Below are 15,176 nucleotides of genomic sequence, written 5' to 3'. Positions count from 1 at the left end.
GAACGACCTGGACGACTTCGAACTGATGCGCCTGGTAAACCTGCTGGCCCGGCTTGGAGTCCGCAAGGTCCGCCTGACCGGGGGAGAGCCCCTGCTGCGGCCGGGAATCGAATCGCTTGTCGGCAGGACAGCCGCGATCGAGGGAATCGAAACGGTGGCGATGACCACCAACGGGACCCTGCTGGAACGCAAGCTGGACGCGCTTAAGGACGCCGGTCTGAGCAGGCTGAATGTCAGCCTGGACAGCCTTGACCCGCACAGGTTCCGGCAGATCACCGGGGCGGATTCGTTCGCGGCGGTCTGGCGGGGAATCGAGGCCGCCCTGGCCATGGTGGGTTTGCCGCTGAAACTGAACACCGTGGTCGTGCGGGGCGTGAATGACGATGAATTGAAGGATTTCGTGGAATTGACCCGCAATCGCCGGCTGGATGTCCGCTTTATCGAATACATGCCGTTCGGCGACAACCGCTGGCAGCCGGAAAAGATGGTGGGCCTGGAAGAGATGCTGACGCGGATCGGCGATTATTACCCGCTGGTCCCGGAGGGCTGGCAGGGAGTGGCCCGGATGTACCGGGTCAAGGGATTCGCGGGCAGGGTCGGATTTATCGCACCGCTTACGGGCTGTTTCTGCGGTGAGTGCAGCAGGCTGCGGCTCACCGCCGACGGCCGGCTGCGGCTGTGCCTGCACAACCCCCGCGAAGTGGACCTCGGCGGCCTGCTTCGCAGCGGCGCGACAGCCGAAAACCTTGCAAAAGCCGTTACGGACGGCCTGCGCAGGAAAGCGGAAAGCCACGGCAAAACCGTCGACAAATGCGAGGCGGGGGACTACATGTCCAGCATGGCCTCTATCGGCGGCTGAGAACGCAGGAGGAGCAATCCACTTGACTGATCCGGCTGGAAAAGTACTGGCGGTCTGTATCAGCCCAAAACGGGGCGTGCAGAAAAGAGAGGTCGAGCGGGCCGAACTGGTGGCCGGCCACGGTATCGCCGGAGACGCCCATGCCGGCCCGGGTCACCGTCAGGTGAGCCTGCTCTCCGCCGGGAGTATCGAGCAGATCAGCGCGCGCGGAGTAGATACTTTCCACGGAATTTTCGCCGAAAATATCGTTGTAGGGGGCCTGGAACTGATGACCCTGCCGGTGGGGACCATGCTCGCGGTGGGTGATGCCCGGCTGGAGGTGACCCAGATCGGTAAGGAATGCCATAGCCGTTGTGCGATCTACGAGCAGGCGGGGGATTGTGTCATGCCCCGCGAGGGAATTTTCGCCCGGGTTATCAGGGGCGGATCGATCGCGCCGGGCGCTAAAATCGAGCTGCTGCGTTCGGCTTATCAGGGCTGTGGCAGCGGCGCCCAGGAGCGTTGAGAACGCCAGACTAATATTGACATCGATAGCGTCGTAATTTATATTTTTCGCTCAGTTACGACTGACCTGCGGTGGGAGTAGCTCAGTTGGTAGAGCCCATGGTTGTGGCCCATGTGGTCGCGGGTTCGAGTCCCGTCTCTCACCCCATTTGCCAAGCCGGTAACATTAAGTTGCCGGCTTTTTTATTGGTGTCAGGTCCTGAGGATCACACCAGCACCTTGTCAGCCTCTTTGATAGTCGCTACGTCGTAGTGCTCCAGCACCTTGTAAAAATCCAGCAGTTTCCCGCAGGCCGTACATTTCTGCGGCAGGTAGAAGTATGTCGGTTTGAGCTTGCCGTTGACCACCCTTACCGGTTTTTCCACTTTGGTGTGGCAGCGGCTGCATTCCCATTTCGGGGATATGAACTCCACCATCGGCATCGGCCCGCACTCTCCGTCTGCTGGTTATCCTGCTTCTTTCACTGGCTGCCGGTTGCCGGCGGGACAAAATCATTTTGTATTAGCCGGCCAAACGTAGTATAATAATAATAAGCTGAACGGGAATTCCAGATTAAAGTTGAATTCTGTGGTCGATTTTCTTGCCATGCGCAACGATCATCTGCGGTATTCAACCACTACCGGCAGCGCAAACGGGAGATTGACGCGCCCGTATTACGGGGCCAGGCTAAAAATTGAACGTTTAAAGCGTCTGATGCCGGCGGTTGACCGCAATGTAAAAAAAAGAACACCCTGCTCTCGAAGGAGCTTATCGGCAGAAGGGTTGATTTCCGGATTTTGAGCGCGGACCAGGTATAAAAGTTAAGGCCCGGCGATGGGGCCGGGCCTGAGAGTGAGCACGTCAGCGGCAATTTGGGGTTCCCAGCAACACAGGGGAGAGTTGGAAGGGAGCCGTTGCGCGCCCGCTGTATTTTCTTTGACAGTAACAATATCGGCAGTTCATCAAGAGACTTTAATTTTTCGGCTGCCGGTTGTATGATAATGTTCTACTCAGGTAGAGCAAAGATTAGCTGAGTTTTATTAAACCGGGGGGTCGGTTATGGTACTCAGCTCTATCTCATCTCCTGGCTATTTCAGCCCTCAGGCGCAGGCTGTGCCGCATCTGCTTTCACAGCATGTGCAATACGGTGCGGGCCTGAACCCGGCGGGGTCCAGCCCGATACCCGGGTCCAACTGGGCCGCGGACAAAGCCGTGTGGGTTGCCCAGGGCAGCGAGGTGAGTTTTCTCGACAGGGCCCATGTCAGCGAGGTGGCCGGCAGGATGATCTCCCGCTCGGCCGGCACGTGGGAAATACAGTCGCACAGCTTGAGACTGCTGCAGGCTACGCAGAACAGTCTCGAACGAAGTGCGCTGGCCGCCGGGATGAGAACCCGCAGTGCGATCAACGGCCTGCTGACCTTTCAGGCCAGTCTCGCCGGAACGGGTGTCAGCGTGGATGTTTATGCTTGACATCTCCGCGCAGCGCAATTAATTATCTTGCGTCAAAATGAAGCCGAGTTCATGCGGCGGCGGTTTATCTGCGCTTGCCGTGACGACTACAGCTTAGTGCTAGAGGGGGAAATCTTATGGATTTTAGTCGTGCGAAGTTCTCCGTGCTCGCGGCCTGCCTGATCCTGATTGTCGGCTGTTCGGCCAGGAGCACGTATTACATCGAGCTGCAGTTGTCAGATCAAAACGCAAGTCAGAACGTCGATGTGGAGTTCCTCTCATACGACTACCCGGCCGTGCTGGACAGTCTCGTTCAGATGAACAAGCCCGGTCCCCGTCCCGATTCCTCCGAACTGCTGGCTCTGCTGTCAACCTACCAGCAGATTCTCGAACGCAGTGCCCGGATGGCCGATTCCGTGGACGTGATGCGTGATGAGCTGGAAAACATGAGCAATAAATCAGTCGCGTACCGCAAGAAATATCCGATCTTCCAGAAGCTTGAATCCGGTATGCAGGACATGCTGGATGAGCGCCATGAGGTCCACCAGCGCTATCTCGATCTCAAGGGCCAGTACGAAGCCAAGCTCAACGACTGGAAGGGCAGGGCGTACAAAGGTTTCGGCGAGTTCAAGGAAGCTATCTCCCCGGAACTTGCCACCAAAATCGAGGTGACCGATAAGAACAGCCGAATCAATAACCTCATCCTGCCGTTCGGCATCTGGTGGCTGCACTGCGAGGTCCGCCGGCCCGGAACCACCAATGAAAGTCTGATCTGGGATATGCCGCTGCCCACGGACCAGGACTCTGTGCAACTCAATTTGAACGAGGACAACGCCAGGATTCAGCAGGAACTGCTCTGATCCCGGTCCGAAACAGCTTGTGAGATTTCCGAGCGCCGGCAGAGTTCAGCGTCCTCAGGGGAGGGCTGAACCTGCCGGTTCGTTTATCGCGTCGCAAAGTGGTTTTTACCAGGTGCCGCAAAACCTATTAACCCGACTATTTGGAGATTCGATGGATTACCATGTAGCGGACATGAGCCTGGCTGAGGAGGGGAAGAAGAGGATCGATTGGGCTGACCACGACATGCAGGTCCTTCAGATAGTGCGGGAAAAGTTCAGCAAGGAACAGCCGCTGGCGGGTCTCAAGCTGAGCGCCTGCCTTCACGTCACAGCCGAAACAGCCAACCTGTGCCGCACCCTGACCGCCGGCGGGGCGGACCTGCTGCTCTGCGCCTCCAACCCGCTGAGCACCCAGGACGACGTGGCCGCATCGCTGGTGGAGCACGACGGGATCAAGGTCTACGCCGTGCGCGGCGAGAACAACGACACTTACTACGAACATATCCGCGCCGCGATCGAGCACCGTCCGGTTGTCACGATGGATGACGGGGCCGACCTGGTCAGCACAGTCCATTCCGATTATCCCGGCCAGCTGGGCGAGATCATCGGCAGCATGGAAGAGACCACCACCGGGGTGATCCGCCTTCGCGCGATGGCCGCCGACAACGCCCTGAAAATCCCCGTGTTCGCGGTCAACGACGCCCGGACCAAGCACCTGTTCGACAACCGCTACGGTACCGGGCAGTCGACAGTGGACGGGATAATCCGGGCCACCGACGTTCTGCTGGCCGGCAAGAACGTGGTGGCGGCTGGCTACGGCTACTGCGGACGCGGCTTTACAATGCGGGCGCGCGGAATGGGCGCCAATGTGATCGTAACCGAAGTCGATCCGGTGAAAGCTATCGAGGCGGTGATGGACGGCTACCGGGTGATGAAAATGGAGGACGCCGCGCCGATCGGCGATGTATTCTGCACGCTCACCGGCGATCTCAATGTGATCCGCCCGGAGCATTTCGAAAAGATGAAAGACGGCGCGATAGTCTGCAACAGCGGCCATTTTAATGTCGAACTCGACCTCGACGGGCTGGGAAAAATCGCCGACAGGATCGAACGGAACGTCCGCAGGGAAGTGGACGCTTACGTGATGAAAGACGGCCGCAGGATTTTCGTCCTCGGCCAGGGACGGCTGGTCAACCTGGCCTGCGCCGAGGGCCATCCCGCCTCGGTGATGGACATGAGTTTCGCCACCCAGGCGCTGACCACCGAGTACGTGGCCAGCCACAGGGACGAACTCGAACCCAGGGTTTACGACGTCCCGGTTTCTATCGACGAGTGGGTGGCCGAGCTGAAGCTCAAGAGCATGGGCGTAACGATCGATGAACTGACGCCCGAACAGGTCAAGTACCTGGCAAGCTGGACGATGGGGACCTGAGGACCCGGATGGACGGTGAATATTTTCTGCTGCGCCTTGATTTACGCGCCCCTTTCGCTTAGGGTAAGTAGCGGGTAATTGTAACGGTTTCTCAACATAAGCGAGCCGGCAATGGTTGAGTTGACGATTTCAGGACTTGGGATGGACAGTTCAAACAACTCCCCTGTCGTCCTGCTCAAGGAAAAGGACGGCGAGCGGGTCCTGCCGATCTGGATCGGTCCCAGCGAGGCGAGCGCGATCGCGATGGAAATCAGTGGGGTGAAATTCAAACGTCCGCTGACCCACGACCTGTTCAAGCAGGCCCTGCTCGATCTGGGCGTGACGATGGACAGCGTGGTTATCTACGACCTGAAAGACAATACGTATTTCGCCAAAATCCACCTGAGCCAGGAAGGTAAGAAAATCGAGCTGGACGCGCGCCCCAGCGACTCGATTGCCCTGGCCCTGAGAATGAAAGCGCCGATCCGTACCACCGAGAAGCTGCTGGAGTGCGCCAGCAAGATAGTTCCCAAAACGGTCTCACAGCAAGCCGAGGAGTACGATCCGGAAGTCCTTCGCGAGACTCTGCGCAAAATGAACCCGGAGGATTTTGGCAAGTTCACTTTATGAACTCGCCGCGCTAATGTTGCACTCTGAAAGAAAACTGCCCGCATGCCGATATCTTTGCTAAAACGATTCAGGCCGGATTAATGGCCGGAAGAAACTTGACGGCAGGCAGATGATTGCTTAATATGTCTTATATCTTTGATTGGAATGACTTTCGGAATTTGAGGTTATGTCCGGCTCCACAAGCCGGTTCTGGGAGGAAAAGGTGTGTTACCTTTACTGGTATTTGTTTATTCCCGGTTAAACCGTGCTCGATAGTGGAGGATTGGACCTGAGATTTTTCGTTCAGCTTGCAAGGCCGCAAAAAACCACTATCAGCAGATAGTGGTTTTTTACTATCCACCCGACAATATCGTCCTTACGCACCCGGACGGTTGTAGCACGGCGATCACGATGATTACCCGTGGCTTAAACTTAACGGAAGCTCCAGATGGATATCTGTGACTGGCGAATCAAGATCGACGAGGTGGACAACAAACTGCTGGAGCTGTTGAACCAGCGGGCTGGTTACGCGCTGGAAATCGGCAGGATCAAGCGGAAGATGGGAGTGCCGGTCTATAACCCGGCCAGGGAAGACCAGATTTACGATAACATCCAGGAAAGCAACCCCGGTCCGCTTTCCGATGAGGCGATCCGTCGACTGTTCGAGAGGATAATCGATGAAACCCGCCGACTCGAGCGTGAACTGACCGAAAAGGAAGGATAACTCAGATGGTCATCAGCATGAGTCACGATGCCACCGAGGAGCAGATCCAGGCGGTGATTGAAAAAATGCAGAGCCTCAATCTCGATTCCCATCGCTCTACTGGAAAGACCCGGACGATCATCGGTGCCGTGGGTGAAACCGCCAGTATCGACCCGCGCGATTTCGAGATTCTCGACGGCGTCAGCGAGGTCGTGCGTATCTCCGCCCCGTACAAGATTGCCAGCCGTCAGTTCCAGCCCGCCAATTCGGTGATCGAGCTCGGCAAGGGCATTAAAGTCGGCGGCAGGAAAGTGGTCGTGATGGCCGGCCCGTGCGCGGTGGAAAGCAGGGAGCAGATCGAGGAAATCGCCGGCCGTGTCGCCGACAGCGGCGCCCGGATCCTTCGCGGCGGTGCATTCAAGCCCCGGACCAGCCCCTACAGTTTCCAGGGGATGGGCGAGGAGGGATTGCAACTCATGCGCGCCGCGGCGGACAAGCACGGCCTGGCCGTGGTCAGCGAGATCATGGACGCCAGCCAGATCGAGTTGATGCTGCCCTATGTGGACATGCTGCAGGTGGGTGCGCGCAACATGCAGAATTTTACCCTGCTCCGCGCGCTCAGTACGCTGGATAAGCCGGTGCTGCTCAAGCGGGGATTGTCCGCGACTATCGAGGAACTCCTGATGAGCGCCGAATACGTGCTCTCCGGCGGCAACAGGAATGTGATTCTCTGCGAGCGTGGAATCCGCACCTTCGAAACGTACACGAGAAATACAATGGATATCTGCGCAATTCCGGTCGTGCAGAAGCTCAGCCACCTGCCGATAGTGGCCGACCCCAGCCACGGAACCGGTATCCGCGACAAGGTGCTGCCGATGGCGCGCGCCTCGATCGCCGCCGGCGCCGACGGGCTGCTGATCGAGGTCCATCACGAGCCGGAAAAGGCTGTCAGTGACGGGGCGCAGAGCCTGTATCCGGATCAGTTCGCTAACCTGATGAAAGAACTCGAAATTATCGCCCGGGCTATCGGCAGAACCCTGGGCGGCTGACTGTAAAATATTCAGGGGGATTCCCCGGCGATGTTCTGTTTCGCTATCCAGAGAAGATGGTTTTCCACTACCGGCTTGCCAGGGCTGTTCGGGCGCGTTGCCGCACCCGGCGGACTGCTGCATGCACGTGATTTGCTGCGTGCGTGTTGACCGGCACAGTTTTGTGAAAACCGATTCTTTACCATAGATGGGGAGGAACTGACGATGTCTGACGCTAAACGCATGGTAACAATATTCGATACTACTCTTCGCGACGGTGAACAGAGCCCCGGTTGCAGCATGAACCTGGAGGAGAAGCTCAGGATGGCCCATCAGCTCGCAAAGCTGGGCGTGGACGTGATGGAGGCCGGATTCCCGATTGCCAGCGACGGGGATTTCGAGGCGGTTAAACAAGTGGCCGAAGAAGTCAGGGGTCCCGTGATCGCAGGGCTGTCCCGTGCTGTCCCGATCGATATCGAACGGGCCGCCGAAGCGCTGGAGAAGGCTGAGAAACCCAGGATTCACACTTTTATCGCCACCAGCGATATCCACCTCAAGTACAAGCTCAAGAAAAGCCGCGAGCAAGTGCTGGAGGCGGCGGTGAAGGCGGTCGAGAAGGCCAAGGGCTATTTCGACGATATCGAGTTCAGTTGCGAGGACGCCGGCCGCACGGCTGACGATTACCTGGCCCAGGTGGTTCAGGCCGCTATCGACGCCGGCGCGACCACGATCAATATCCCTGACACGGTGGGCTATGCGATCCCCAGCGAGTGGGGAGCAAGGATGAAGAAGCTCTGCGACGCCGTGCCCGACCTGGGCGGCAAGGCCGTGCTCAGCACCCATTGCCACAACGATCTCGGGCTGGGAGTCAGCAACTCTATCGCCGCCTGCCAGAACGGAGCCGGTCAGGTGGAGTGTACGGTCAACGGTATCGGCGAGCGCGCGGGCAATGCATCGCTCGAGGAATTCGTGATGGCCTGCCGCACCCGCCCGGATATGTTCGATTTTACCACCGGGATTGTCACCGAGGAGATTTATCCCACCAGCCGCCTGCTGAGCAATATCACCGGCGTGTTCGTCCAGCAGAACAAGGCGATTGTCGGCAAGAACGCGTTCGCCCACGAGGCGGGAATCCACCAGGACGGGATGCTCAAGGACTCGCTGACCTACGAGATCATGACCCCGCAGTCGGTGGGGATTATGAAGAGCAACATCGTGCTCGGCAAGCACTCGGGCCGTCACGCCCTGAGTGTCCGGTTCAAGGAACTCGGCTTCGAGCTGGCCAAGGATGACCTGGAGAAAGCCTACAAGCTGTTCACCAAGCTGGCCGACCAGAAAAAGACGATCACCGACGACGACCTGCTGGCGATTGCCCAGGACGGGATCCAGCATATCCCCGAGGCCTGGCACATGAAATACATCCAGACTGTCGGCGGCAACCAGGTTGTCAGCAGCGCCACGCTGGTGCTGAAGAATATCGATACCGGCGACGAGGTCGAGGAGGCTGCCACGGGCGACGGGCCGGTGAGTGCGCTGTGCAACACTATCGACAGGATAGTGGGCCTGGAGGGCGCGCTTATCGACTACAATATCCGTTCGATTACCGAGGGCCGCGAGGCCGTGGGCGAGGTGTTCATCCATGTCGTGTTCGACGGGATCGAGTTCATGGGCAAGGCCGCCAGCACCGATGTAATGGACGCCACGGCCCGCGCCTACCTGAACGCGATCAACAAGGCCCTGTTCGCGCGTAAGAAAACCGGCAGGTAATCCGGTCGCCATAACCGCATAATTATCAGCACGGACTATTGTTGAAGGATGATAAGGAGTCTTGTGATGGGTAATACCATGTTCCGGAAAATCTGGGACGCGCACGTGGTGGGCGAGCACGAGGGGATCACGCTCCTCTATGTCGACCGCCATCTGGTCCACGAGGTCACCTCGCCCCAGGCGTTCGAGGGGCTCAGGCTCACCGGGCGCGCCATGCGCCAGCCGCGGGCGACTTTCGCCGTGCCGGACCACAACGTCCCGACTGCCAACCGCGACAAACCGATAGCCGACCCTCTCAGCGCGCAGCAGGTAAAAACTCTGCGCGAAAACTGCAAAGAGTTCGGGATCACCCTGTTCGATATCGACGACGTCCGTCAGGGAATCATCCACGTGATCGCCCCCGAGCAGGGCCTGACCCTGCCCGGGATGACGATTGTCTGCGGCGACAGCCACACCGCCACCCACGGCGCGTTCGGCGCGCTGGCCTTCGGGGTCGGCACCAGCGAGGTGGAGCACGTGCTGGCGACCCAGACGCTCCAGCAGAGCAGGCCCAAGTCGATGCTGATCCGGGTGGAGGGAGCGGTTCCGGAGAATATCCGGCCCAAGGATGTGATTCTGGCCATTATCGGCAAGATCGGCACGGCTGGCGGTACCGGTTACGTGATCGAATACGCCGGGCAGGTGGTCCGGGACATGTCGATGGAAGGCCGGATGACATTGTGCAACATGAGTATCGAGGCCGGTGCGCGGGCCGGGATGGTGGCCCCGGACCAGACCACTTTCGATTACCTCGCAGGCCGTCCGTACGCTCCCGGGGGCGATGATTTCCTCAAGGCGATCGAGACCTGGAAGCAGCTGCCCTCGGACCCGGACGCCGAATACGACGAGGTGGTGGAGATGACTGTCGACTCCATTCGGCCGCAGGTCACCTGGGGTACCAGCCCCGGCATGGTCACCGATATCGACGGCAAGGTGCCGGACCCGGCGGATTTCGCCGATCCCAACCAGCGCCGCACAACCGAGCTGGCCCTGGAGTATATGGGCCTGGCGCCCAATACTCCGATCAAGGATATCAAAATCGATACCGTGTTTATCGGCAGTTGCACAAATGGCCGGATCGAGGACCTTCGCGAGGTGGCCGGGTTTGTCAAGGGCCGCAAGGTCGCTCCTTCGGTCAACGCGATCATCGTTCCCGGCAGCGGGCTGGTCAAGCAGCAGGCCGAGCAGGAGGGTCTGGACAAGGTCTACGCCGAGGCCGGCTTCGACTGGCGCGCCGCGGGCTGCTCGATGTGCCTGGCGATGAACGACGACCGTCTGGCCCCAGGCGAGCGCTGCGCCTCGACCAGCAACCGTAATTTCGAGGGCCGTCAGGGCAAGGGTGGCCGTACCCACCTGGTCAGCCCGTTGATGGCCGCGGCGGCGGCGGTGGCCGGCCGCTTCGCCGACCCCCGCGAAATGAACTGAAATTAAACGGGTTTCATTCAGCACGAGATATTGCCATGGAAGCTTTTACGAACTATACCGCCCTGGCGGCCGTTCTCGATCGCCAGGATGTCGATACGGACCAGATAATCCCCAAGCAGTTCCTCAAAAAAATCGAGCGCACGGGGTTCGGTAAGCACCTGTTCCACGACTGGCGCTACCTGGACGAGGAAGAAACCCGGCCGAACCCGGATTTCATCCTCAACGCGCCGCGCTTCGCGGGAGCGGGCATCCTGGTGGCCCGTGACAACTTCGGCTGCGGCTCAAGCCGCGAGCACGCGCCCTGGGCGCTGCTCGAATACGGTTTCCGCAGCGTGATTGCGCCCAGTTTCGCCGATATTTTCTACAGCAACTGCACCAAGAATGGGATGGTGCCGGTTACGCTGAGCGCCGCTGAGGTTGACGCGTTGTTCAAGGAAATCGAAGCCAACGAGGGAACCCGGCTCACGGTGGATCTCCAGGGGCTGAAAGTCACCTCGCCCGGCGGCCTCGAGTTTTCCTTCGAGATGCCAACGTTCGCGCGCAACTGCCTGCTCAAGGGCCTGGACCTTATCGGCTGGACCCTGCAGCATGATGCTGAAATCGCGGAATTCGAACGCGGCCATCACGGCAGGCAGCCCTGGTTGCTGGCGGGATAGGCCGGATTGCTTTATCTTTATTGCCGCTTGCTGAAATTTGAGTCACTGAAATCACTCAATATTCAATCCGCTAGATCATAAGGAGCTGCTAGATGGCGTCGAGTTACAAGATCGCAGTACTCCCCGGCGACGGTACGGGACCCGAGGTTGTTGACGAAGCTTTAAAAGTGCTCAAGGCTGCTGCCGGTAAGTACAACGTCAATTTCGAGTTCACTGAATTCAACTGGGGCGGCGAGAATTACAAGGCCACCGGCGTGGTCCTGCCCGAGGACGGTGTCGAGACGCTGAAGCAATACGACGCTATCCTGCTGGGTGCTATCGGCCATCCCGATGTCAAGCCCGGTATCCTGGAAAAAGGCCTGTTGCTGGCCCTGCGTTTCGGCCTGGACCATTACATCAACCTGCGCCCGGTCCAGCTTTACCCCGGCGTCTGGACACCGATCAAGGACAAGGGGCCCGCGGAGATCGATTTCGTGGTCGTGCGTGAGAACACCGAGGGCCTTTACGCCGGCGCCGGCGGCAACCTGAAAAAGGGCACTGCCGACGAGGTAGCGCTCCAGACCTCGATCAATACCCGCAAGGGTGTGGAGCGCTGCCTGCGCTACGCGTTCGAGTACTGCCGCAAGCGGGACAAGAACAGGACTCTGACCCTCGTGGCCAAGACCAACGTGCTGACCTACGCCAGCGACCTGTGGGAGCGTGCGTTCCACGAGGTGGGCGAGGCCGACTATCCCGATATCAAGCGCGAGTACGCCCATGTGGACGCCACCTGCATGTGGATGGTCAAGAACCCGGAGTGGTTCGACGTGATCGTGGTCGAGAACATGTTCGGCGACATTATCACCGATCTGGGCGCGATGGTCCAGGGCGGGATGGGTATCGCCGCGGGCGGCAATATCAATCCCGAGGGTATCTCGATGTATGAGCCGATCGGCGGCAGCGCGCCCAAGTACACCGGTCAGAACGTGATCAATCCGCTGGCCTCTATCTGCAGCGCCGCGATGATGATGGAGGATTTGGGCGAAACGGAAACGGCCAGGGATATTATCGATGCCGTGAAGTGGGCCTGCGCCAACAAGATCGAGAACCTGGGCGCCGACAAGATGGGTTACGGCACCCGCGAGGCAGGCGATTTGGTGGCCGAGCAGGCAGCTAAATAAGCCTGCCCGGGACATCGAAAGCCCCCGTGCGCGGGGAGGAGTTATCCGGATGATAATCGTGATGAAAGAGGGCGCCACTCGCGCGCAGATCGACCACGTGTTCGAGAAAGTGCGCGAGCTGGGCTACAAGACCCACCCGATATTCGGCGAGCAGCGGACCGTGATCGGGGCTATCGGCGACGAGCGCGGCAAGTTCCGGCTCAAAAGCCTGGAGTCCGTGCCCGGCGTGGAATCGGTGATTCCGATCCTCAAGCCGTACAAGCTGGTCGGCAGTGAGCTGAAGCGGGACAAAACGGTAGTCAAGGTGGGCAAAAACGTCGAGATCGGCGGAAAGCAGTTCGTCATTATCGCCGGTCCCTGCAGCGTCGAGAGCCGGGAGCAAATAATCGAGACCGCCGAGCGGGTCAAGAAAGCCGGCGCCCGTCTGCTGCGCGGAGGAGCGTTCAAACCCCGCACAAGCCCTTACAGTTTCCAGGGCCTGGAGGAAGAGGGTCTGGAACTGCTGGCCGAGGCCCGCGCTAAAACCGGCCTGCCGATCGTAACCGAAATCATGACCCCGCAGGATATCCCGCTGGTGGCCCGGTTTGCCGACGTCCTCCAGGTCGGTACGCGCAACATGCAGAACTACTCCCTGCTCAAGCAGGTGGGTCTGCTCGATAAGCCGGTCCTGCTCAAGCGAGGCCTGTCGGCGACAATCAACGAGTTCCTGATGTCCGCCGAGTACATCGTCAGCCAGGGCAACCCGAACGTGATTCTCTGCGAACGCGGAATCCGCACTTTCGAGACCGCCACGCGCAATACGCTCGATCTCTCGGCTGTACCGCTGATCAAACAGCTCAGCCACCTGCCGGTGATTGTCGACCCCAGCCACGGGACCGGTATCCCGGCCCTGGTCGGGCCGATGACCAAGGCGTCGGCCGCCTGCGGCGCCGATGGCGTAATGATCGAAGTGCACATCGATCCGGAAAACGCCCTCTCCGACGGGGAGCAGTCGCTGAATCCTGATCAGTTCGACGAGCTGGTTCGTTCCCTCAAGCCGATTCTTAAGGCCGAGGGGAGAAAGCTATAAAATGCAATGAGATGCACTTGAAAAAGGCTCCGTATTATTTTAAAGCGTAGCCTTTTTTTATAGTTGCGCACGGTCGCAGCAGTGCCAACTTTCTTAATGTTCAAATCAGCCGCAAATATCGATAAGATCCAGTTAACTGAGCCGCGGGGCGCAGGGTGAGCGAACAGAGGGTGAGGCCGGCAGACCTTTTCCCCGCGGGCGCCGGACGCAACTGTTTATACCTGCTGGTAATTTTTCTTGTTTCGAGGCTTAGCTATTTTGCGGCCGGAGTCAGGTTTCTGGAGGATTTAACCGGCCTGATCCAGATCGCCGATCCGAGTCTTCTGCGCGAGGACCTGTTCCGCACGGTTCTTCTGCTCCACGCCCAGCCTCCGCTGTTCAACCTGTTTGTCGGCTTTGTCCTGCGCTGTTTCGGGGAGCATGCGCTGCTCGCCTTCAATCTGATCTATCTTCTCGCCGGGCTTTGCCTGACCCTTTCCATCTACCTGCTGGCGCTCAGGCTGAATATTAAACCCCGCCGGGCGCTGCTGCTGTCCGGCCTGTTCACTGTCGCTCCAGCCACGATCCTGCTGGAGAACTGGGCGTTTTACACTTATCCCCTAGCGCTGCTGCTGATATCGTCCGCCCTGGCGCTCAATATCTATCTGGAACGCCGCACGTCCGGCTGGCTGTTCTGTTTGTTTTCCCTGCTGGCTATGGTTGTCCTGACCAGAAGCATGTTTCACCCGTTATGGGTCCTGGCCGTTCCCCTCACCCTGTGCCGGCTGCTGCCGGACCGGCGCAGGCAGATCGCCGCGGCCGCCGCTGTCCCGCTGCTGCTGGTGGGCCTCTGGATGGCCAAGAACTACTATACGGTCGGCAGCCTGACCACCAGCACGATGCTGGGAATGAATTTTTACAAAATTACGATCATGCAGGTGCCTGATGAGGACCGGGTCAGGATGCATGCCGAGGGAGATTTATCGAAATATGGGTTGTACGCCAATTTCGAGAGTATTGACTATTATCGGGAAAAGATCGGGACGATCAAGGCGTACCTGCCCACCGGCATCCCGATCATGGACAATGCGCGTACAACCGACGGTTTCCCCAATTTCAACAACCCTGCCTATGTCGATATTTCGCGGAGGTTTCTCCGCGATGACATCAGCGTAATCATCCACCGGCCCTCGGCCTACCTCAGGGGTGTGCTCGGCGCGGCGAGCCTTTACTTGCAGCCGCCCCACGACCAGGTTTTTTCCACCCGCAACGTGGAGCGGATCGCCCCGGCGCTGAGGGTAACCGATGTCCTGCTCTACGGCCAGCTCAGCTCCCTGTGGAGAGATAATTATCACACGGAATTCAAGACCAGGATAAAACTCGCCAACACGATCCCCGATATCGGGCTGTTCGTGCTGATCGCGCTGCTCGTAATCCTGATTTACTGGCCGGCCGTCATCTTGACAGCCTCACGCAGCTACCTTGCAAGTCCGCACGGCGGCACGATCCTGTTCATGCTGGCCCTGGTGACGTATGTAACCTTGCTGGCCAACCTGATTGAAATCGGGGAAAACGCCAGGATCCGCTACGAAGTCGAGCCGTTTATCTGGCTTCTGTTCACCGCTTATCTCGCCCGTAAACGGGAAAGCGCACCGGAAGACGGGTATTCGCAAGCCTGATGCGCAGCGGGTGCCGGCGCC

The 15,176-nt window shown here is 59.0% G+C and carries 14 protein-coding genes, 1 tRNA gene and 1 pseudogene (1 of these 16 running past the window's edge); 15 read left to right on the top strand and 1 reads right to left on the bottom strand.

Annotation, left to right across the window (positions count from 1 at the left end):
- From moaA to FVQ81_07020, 3 genes and pseudogenes are all read left to right on the top strand, one after another.
- A pseudogene (moaA, locus tag FVQ81_07030) lies at positions 1–859 on the top strand (GTP 3',8-cyclase MoaA) (it extends 122 nt beyond the left edge of the window).
- Between the two features lie 22 nt (positions 860–881).
- Positions 882–1,364 carry an MOSC domain-containing protein gene (locus tag FVQ81_07025; protein MBW7996307.1) on the top strand — a complete coding sequence of 161 codons (483 nt, stop codon included), beginning with the start codon at positions 882–884 and terminating at the stop codon, positions 1,362–1,364.
- Between the two features lie 71 nt (positions 1,365–1,435).
- Positions 1,436–1,511: transfer RNA gene (locus FVQ81_07020), tRNA-His, on the top strand.
- Between the two features lie 58 nt (positions 1,512–1,569).
- Here FVQ81_07020 and FVQ81_07015 read toward each other — a convergent pair.
- Positions 1,570–1,785, bottom strand: a complete 216-nt coding sequence (locus FVQ81_07015) for a hypothetical protein (GenBank protein ID MBW7996306.1) — start codon at positions 1,783–1,785, stop codon at positions 1,570–1,572.
- 616 nt (positions 1,786–2,401) lie between these two features.
- On the opposite strand from FVQ81_07015, the gene FVQ81_07010 reads away from it, so the two are divergent.
- The 12 genes from FVQ81_07010 to FVQ81_06955 all read left to right on the top strand — a co-directional run bounded on the left by FVQ81_07010 (position 2,402) and on the right by FVQ81_06955 (position 15,155).
- Entirely contained in the window at positions 2,402–2,812 is a 411-nt protein-coding gene (locus tag FVQ81_07010) for a hypothetical protein (GenBank protein MBW7996305.1), read from the top strand.
- A 116-nt stretch (positions 2,813–2,928) separates the two neighbouring features.
- A complete protein-coding gene (locus tag FVQ81_07005) occupies positions 2,929–3,651 on the top strand; it encodes a hypothetical protein (GenBank protein MBW7996304.1) in 723 nt (240 codons plus the stop codon).
- A 151-nt stretch (positions 3,652–3,802) separates the two neighbouring features.
- A complete protein-coding gene (locus tag FVQ81_07000; protein ID MBW7996303.1) occupies positions 3,803–5,062 on the top strand; it encodes an adenosylhomocysteinase in 1,260 nt (419 codons plus the stop codon).
- A gap of 111 nt (positions 5,063–5,173) precedes the next feature.
- Positions 5,174–5,671, top strand: coding sequence for a bifunctional nuclease family protein (locus FVQ81_06995; GenBank protein MBW7996302.1), 498 nt, complete (start codon positions 5,174–5,176; stop codon positions 5,669–5,671).
- A 427-nt stretch (positions 5,672–6,098) separates the two neighbouring features.
- On the top strand, positions 6,099–6,374 hold the full coding sequence (pheA, locus tag FVQ81_06990; GenBank protein ID MBW7996301.1) for a chorismate mutase: 276 nt from the start codon (positions 6,099–6,101) through the stop codon (positions 6,372–6,374).
- A gap of 5 nt (positions 6,375–6,379) precedes the next feature.
- Positions 6,380–7,402 (top strand): 3-deoxy-7-phosphoheptulonate synthase, encoded by a 1,023-nt coding sequence (aroF, locus tag FVQ81_06985; GenBank protein ID MBW7996300.1) that lies wholly within the window; start codon positions 6,380–6,382, stop codon positions 7,400–7,402.
- A 204-nt stretch (positions 7,403–7,606) separates the two neighbouring features.
- Complete coding sequence (locus FVQ81_06980; protein MBW7996299.1) at positions 7,607–9,148, top strand: 2-isopropylmalate synthase; 1,542 nt, start codon at positions 7,607–7,609, stop codon at positions 9,146–9,148.
- A 66-nt stretch (positions 9,149–9,214) separates the two neighbouring features.
- On the top strand, positions 9,215–10,612 hold the full coding sequence (gene leuC / locus FVQ81_06975; protein MBW7996298.1) for a 3-isopropylmalate dehydratase large subunit: 1,398 nt from the start codon (positions 9,215–9,217) through the stop codon (positions 10,610–10,612).
- A gap of 35 nt (positions 10,613–10,647) precedes the next feature.
- Entirely contained in the window at positions 10,648–11,268 is a 621-nt protein-coding gene (gene leuD / locus FVQ81_06970) for a 3-isopropylmalate dehydratase small subunit (protein MBW7996297.1), read from the top strand.
- Positions 11,269–11,360: 92 nt separating this feature from the next.
- Complete coding sequence (locus FVQ81_06965) at positions 11,361–12,428, top strand: 3-isopropylmalate dehydrogenase (protein ID MBW7996296.1); 1,068 nt, start codon at positions 11,361–11,363, stop codon at positions 12,426–12,428.
- Positions 12,429–12,477: 49 nt separating this feature from the next.
- Complete coding sequence (aroF, locus tag FVQ81_06960) at positions 12,478–13,497, top strand: 3-deoxy-7-phosphoheptulonate synthase (GenBank protein MBW7996295.1); 1,020 nt, start codon at positions 12,478–12,480, stop codon at positions 13,495–13,497.
- A gap of 155 nt (positions 13,498–13,652) precedes the next feature.
- A complete protein-coding gene (locus FVQ81_06955; protein MBW7996294.1) occupies positions 13,653–15,155 on the top strand; it encodes a hypothetical protein in 1,503 nt (500 codons plus the stop codon).
- Positions 15,156–15,176 lie beyond the last annotated feature (21 nt).

The organism is Candidatus Glassbacteria bacterium, assembly GCA_019456185.1.
Lineage (GTDB): Bacteria > Gemmatimonadota > Glassbacteria > GWA2-58-10 > GWA2-58-10 > JAJRTS01.
This window is presented reverse-complemented; position numbering and strand designations above follow the sequence as displayed.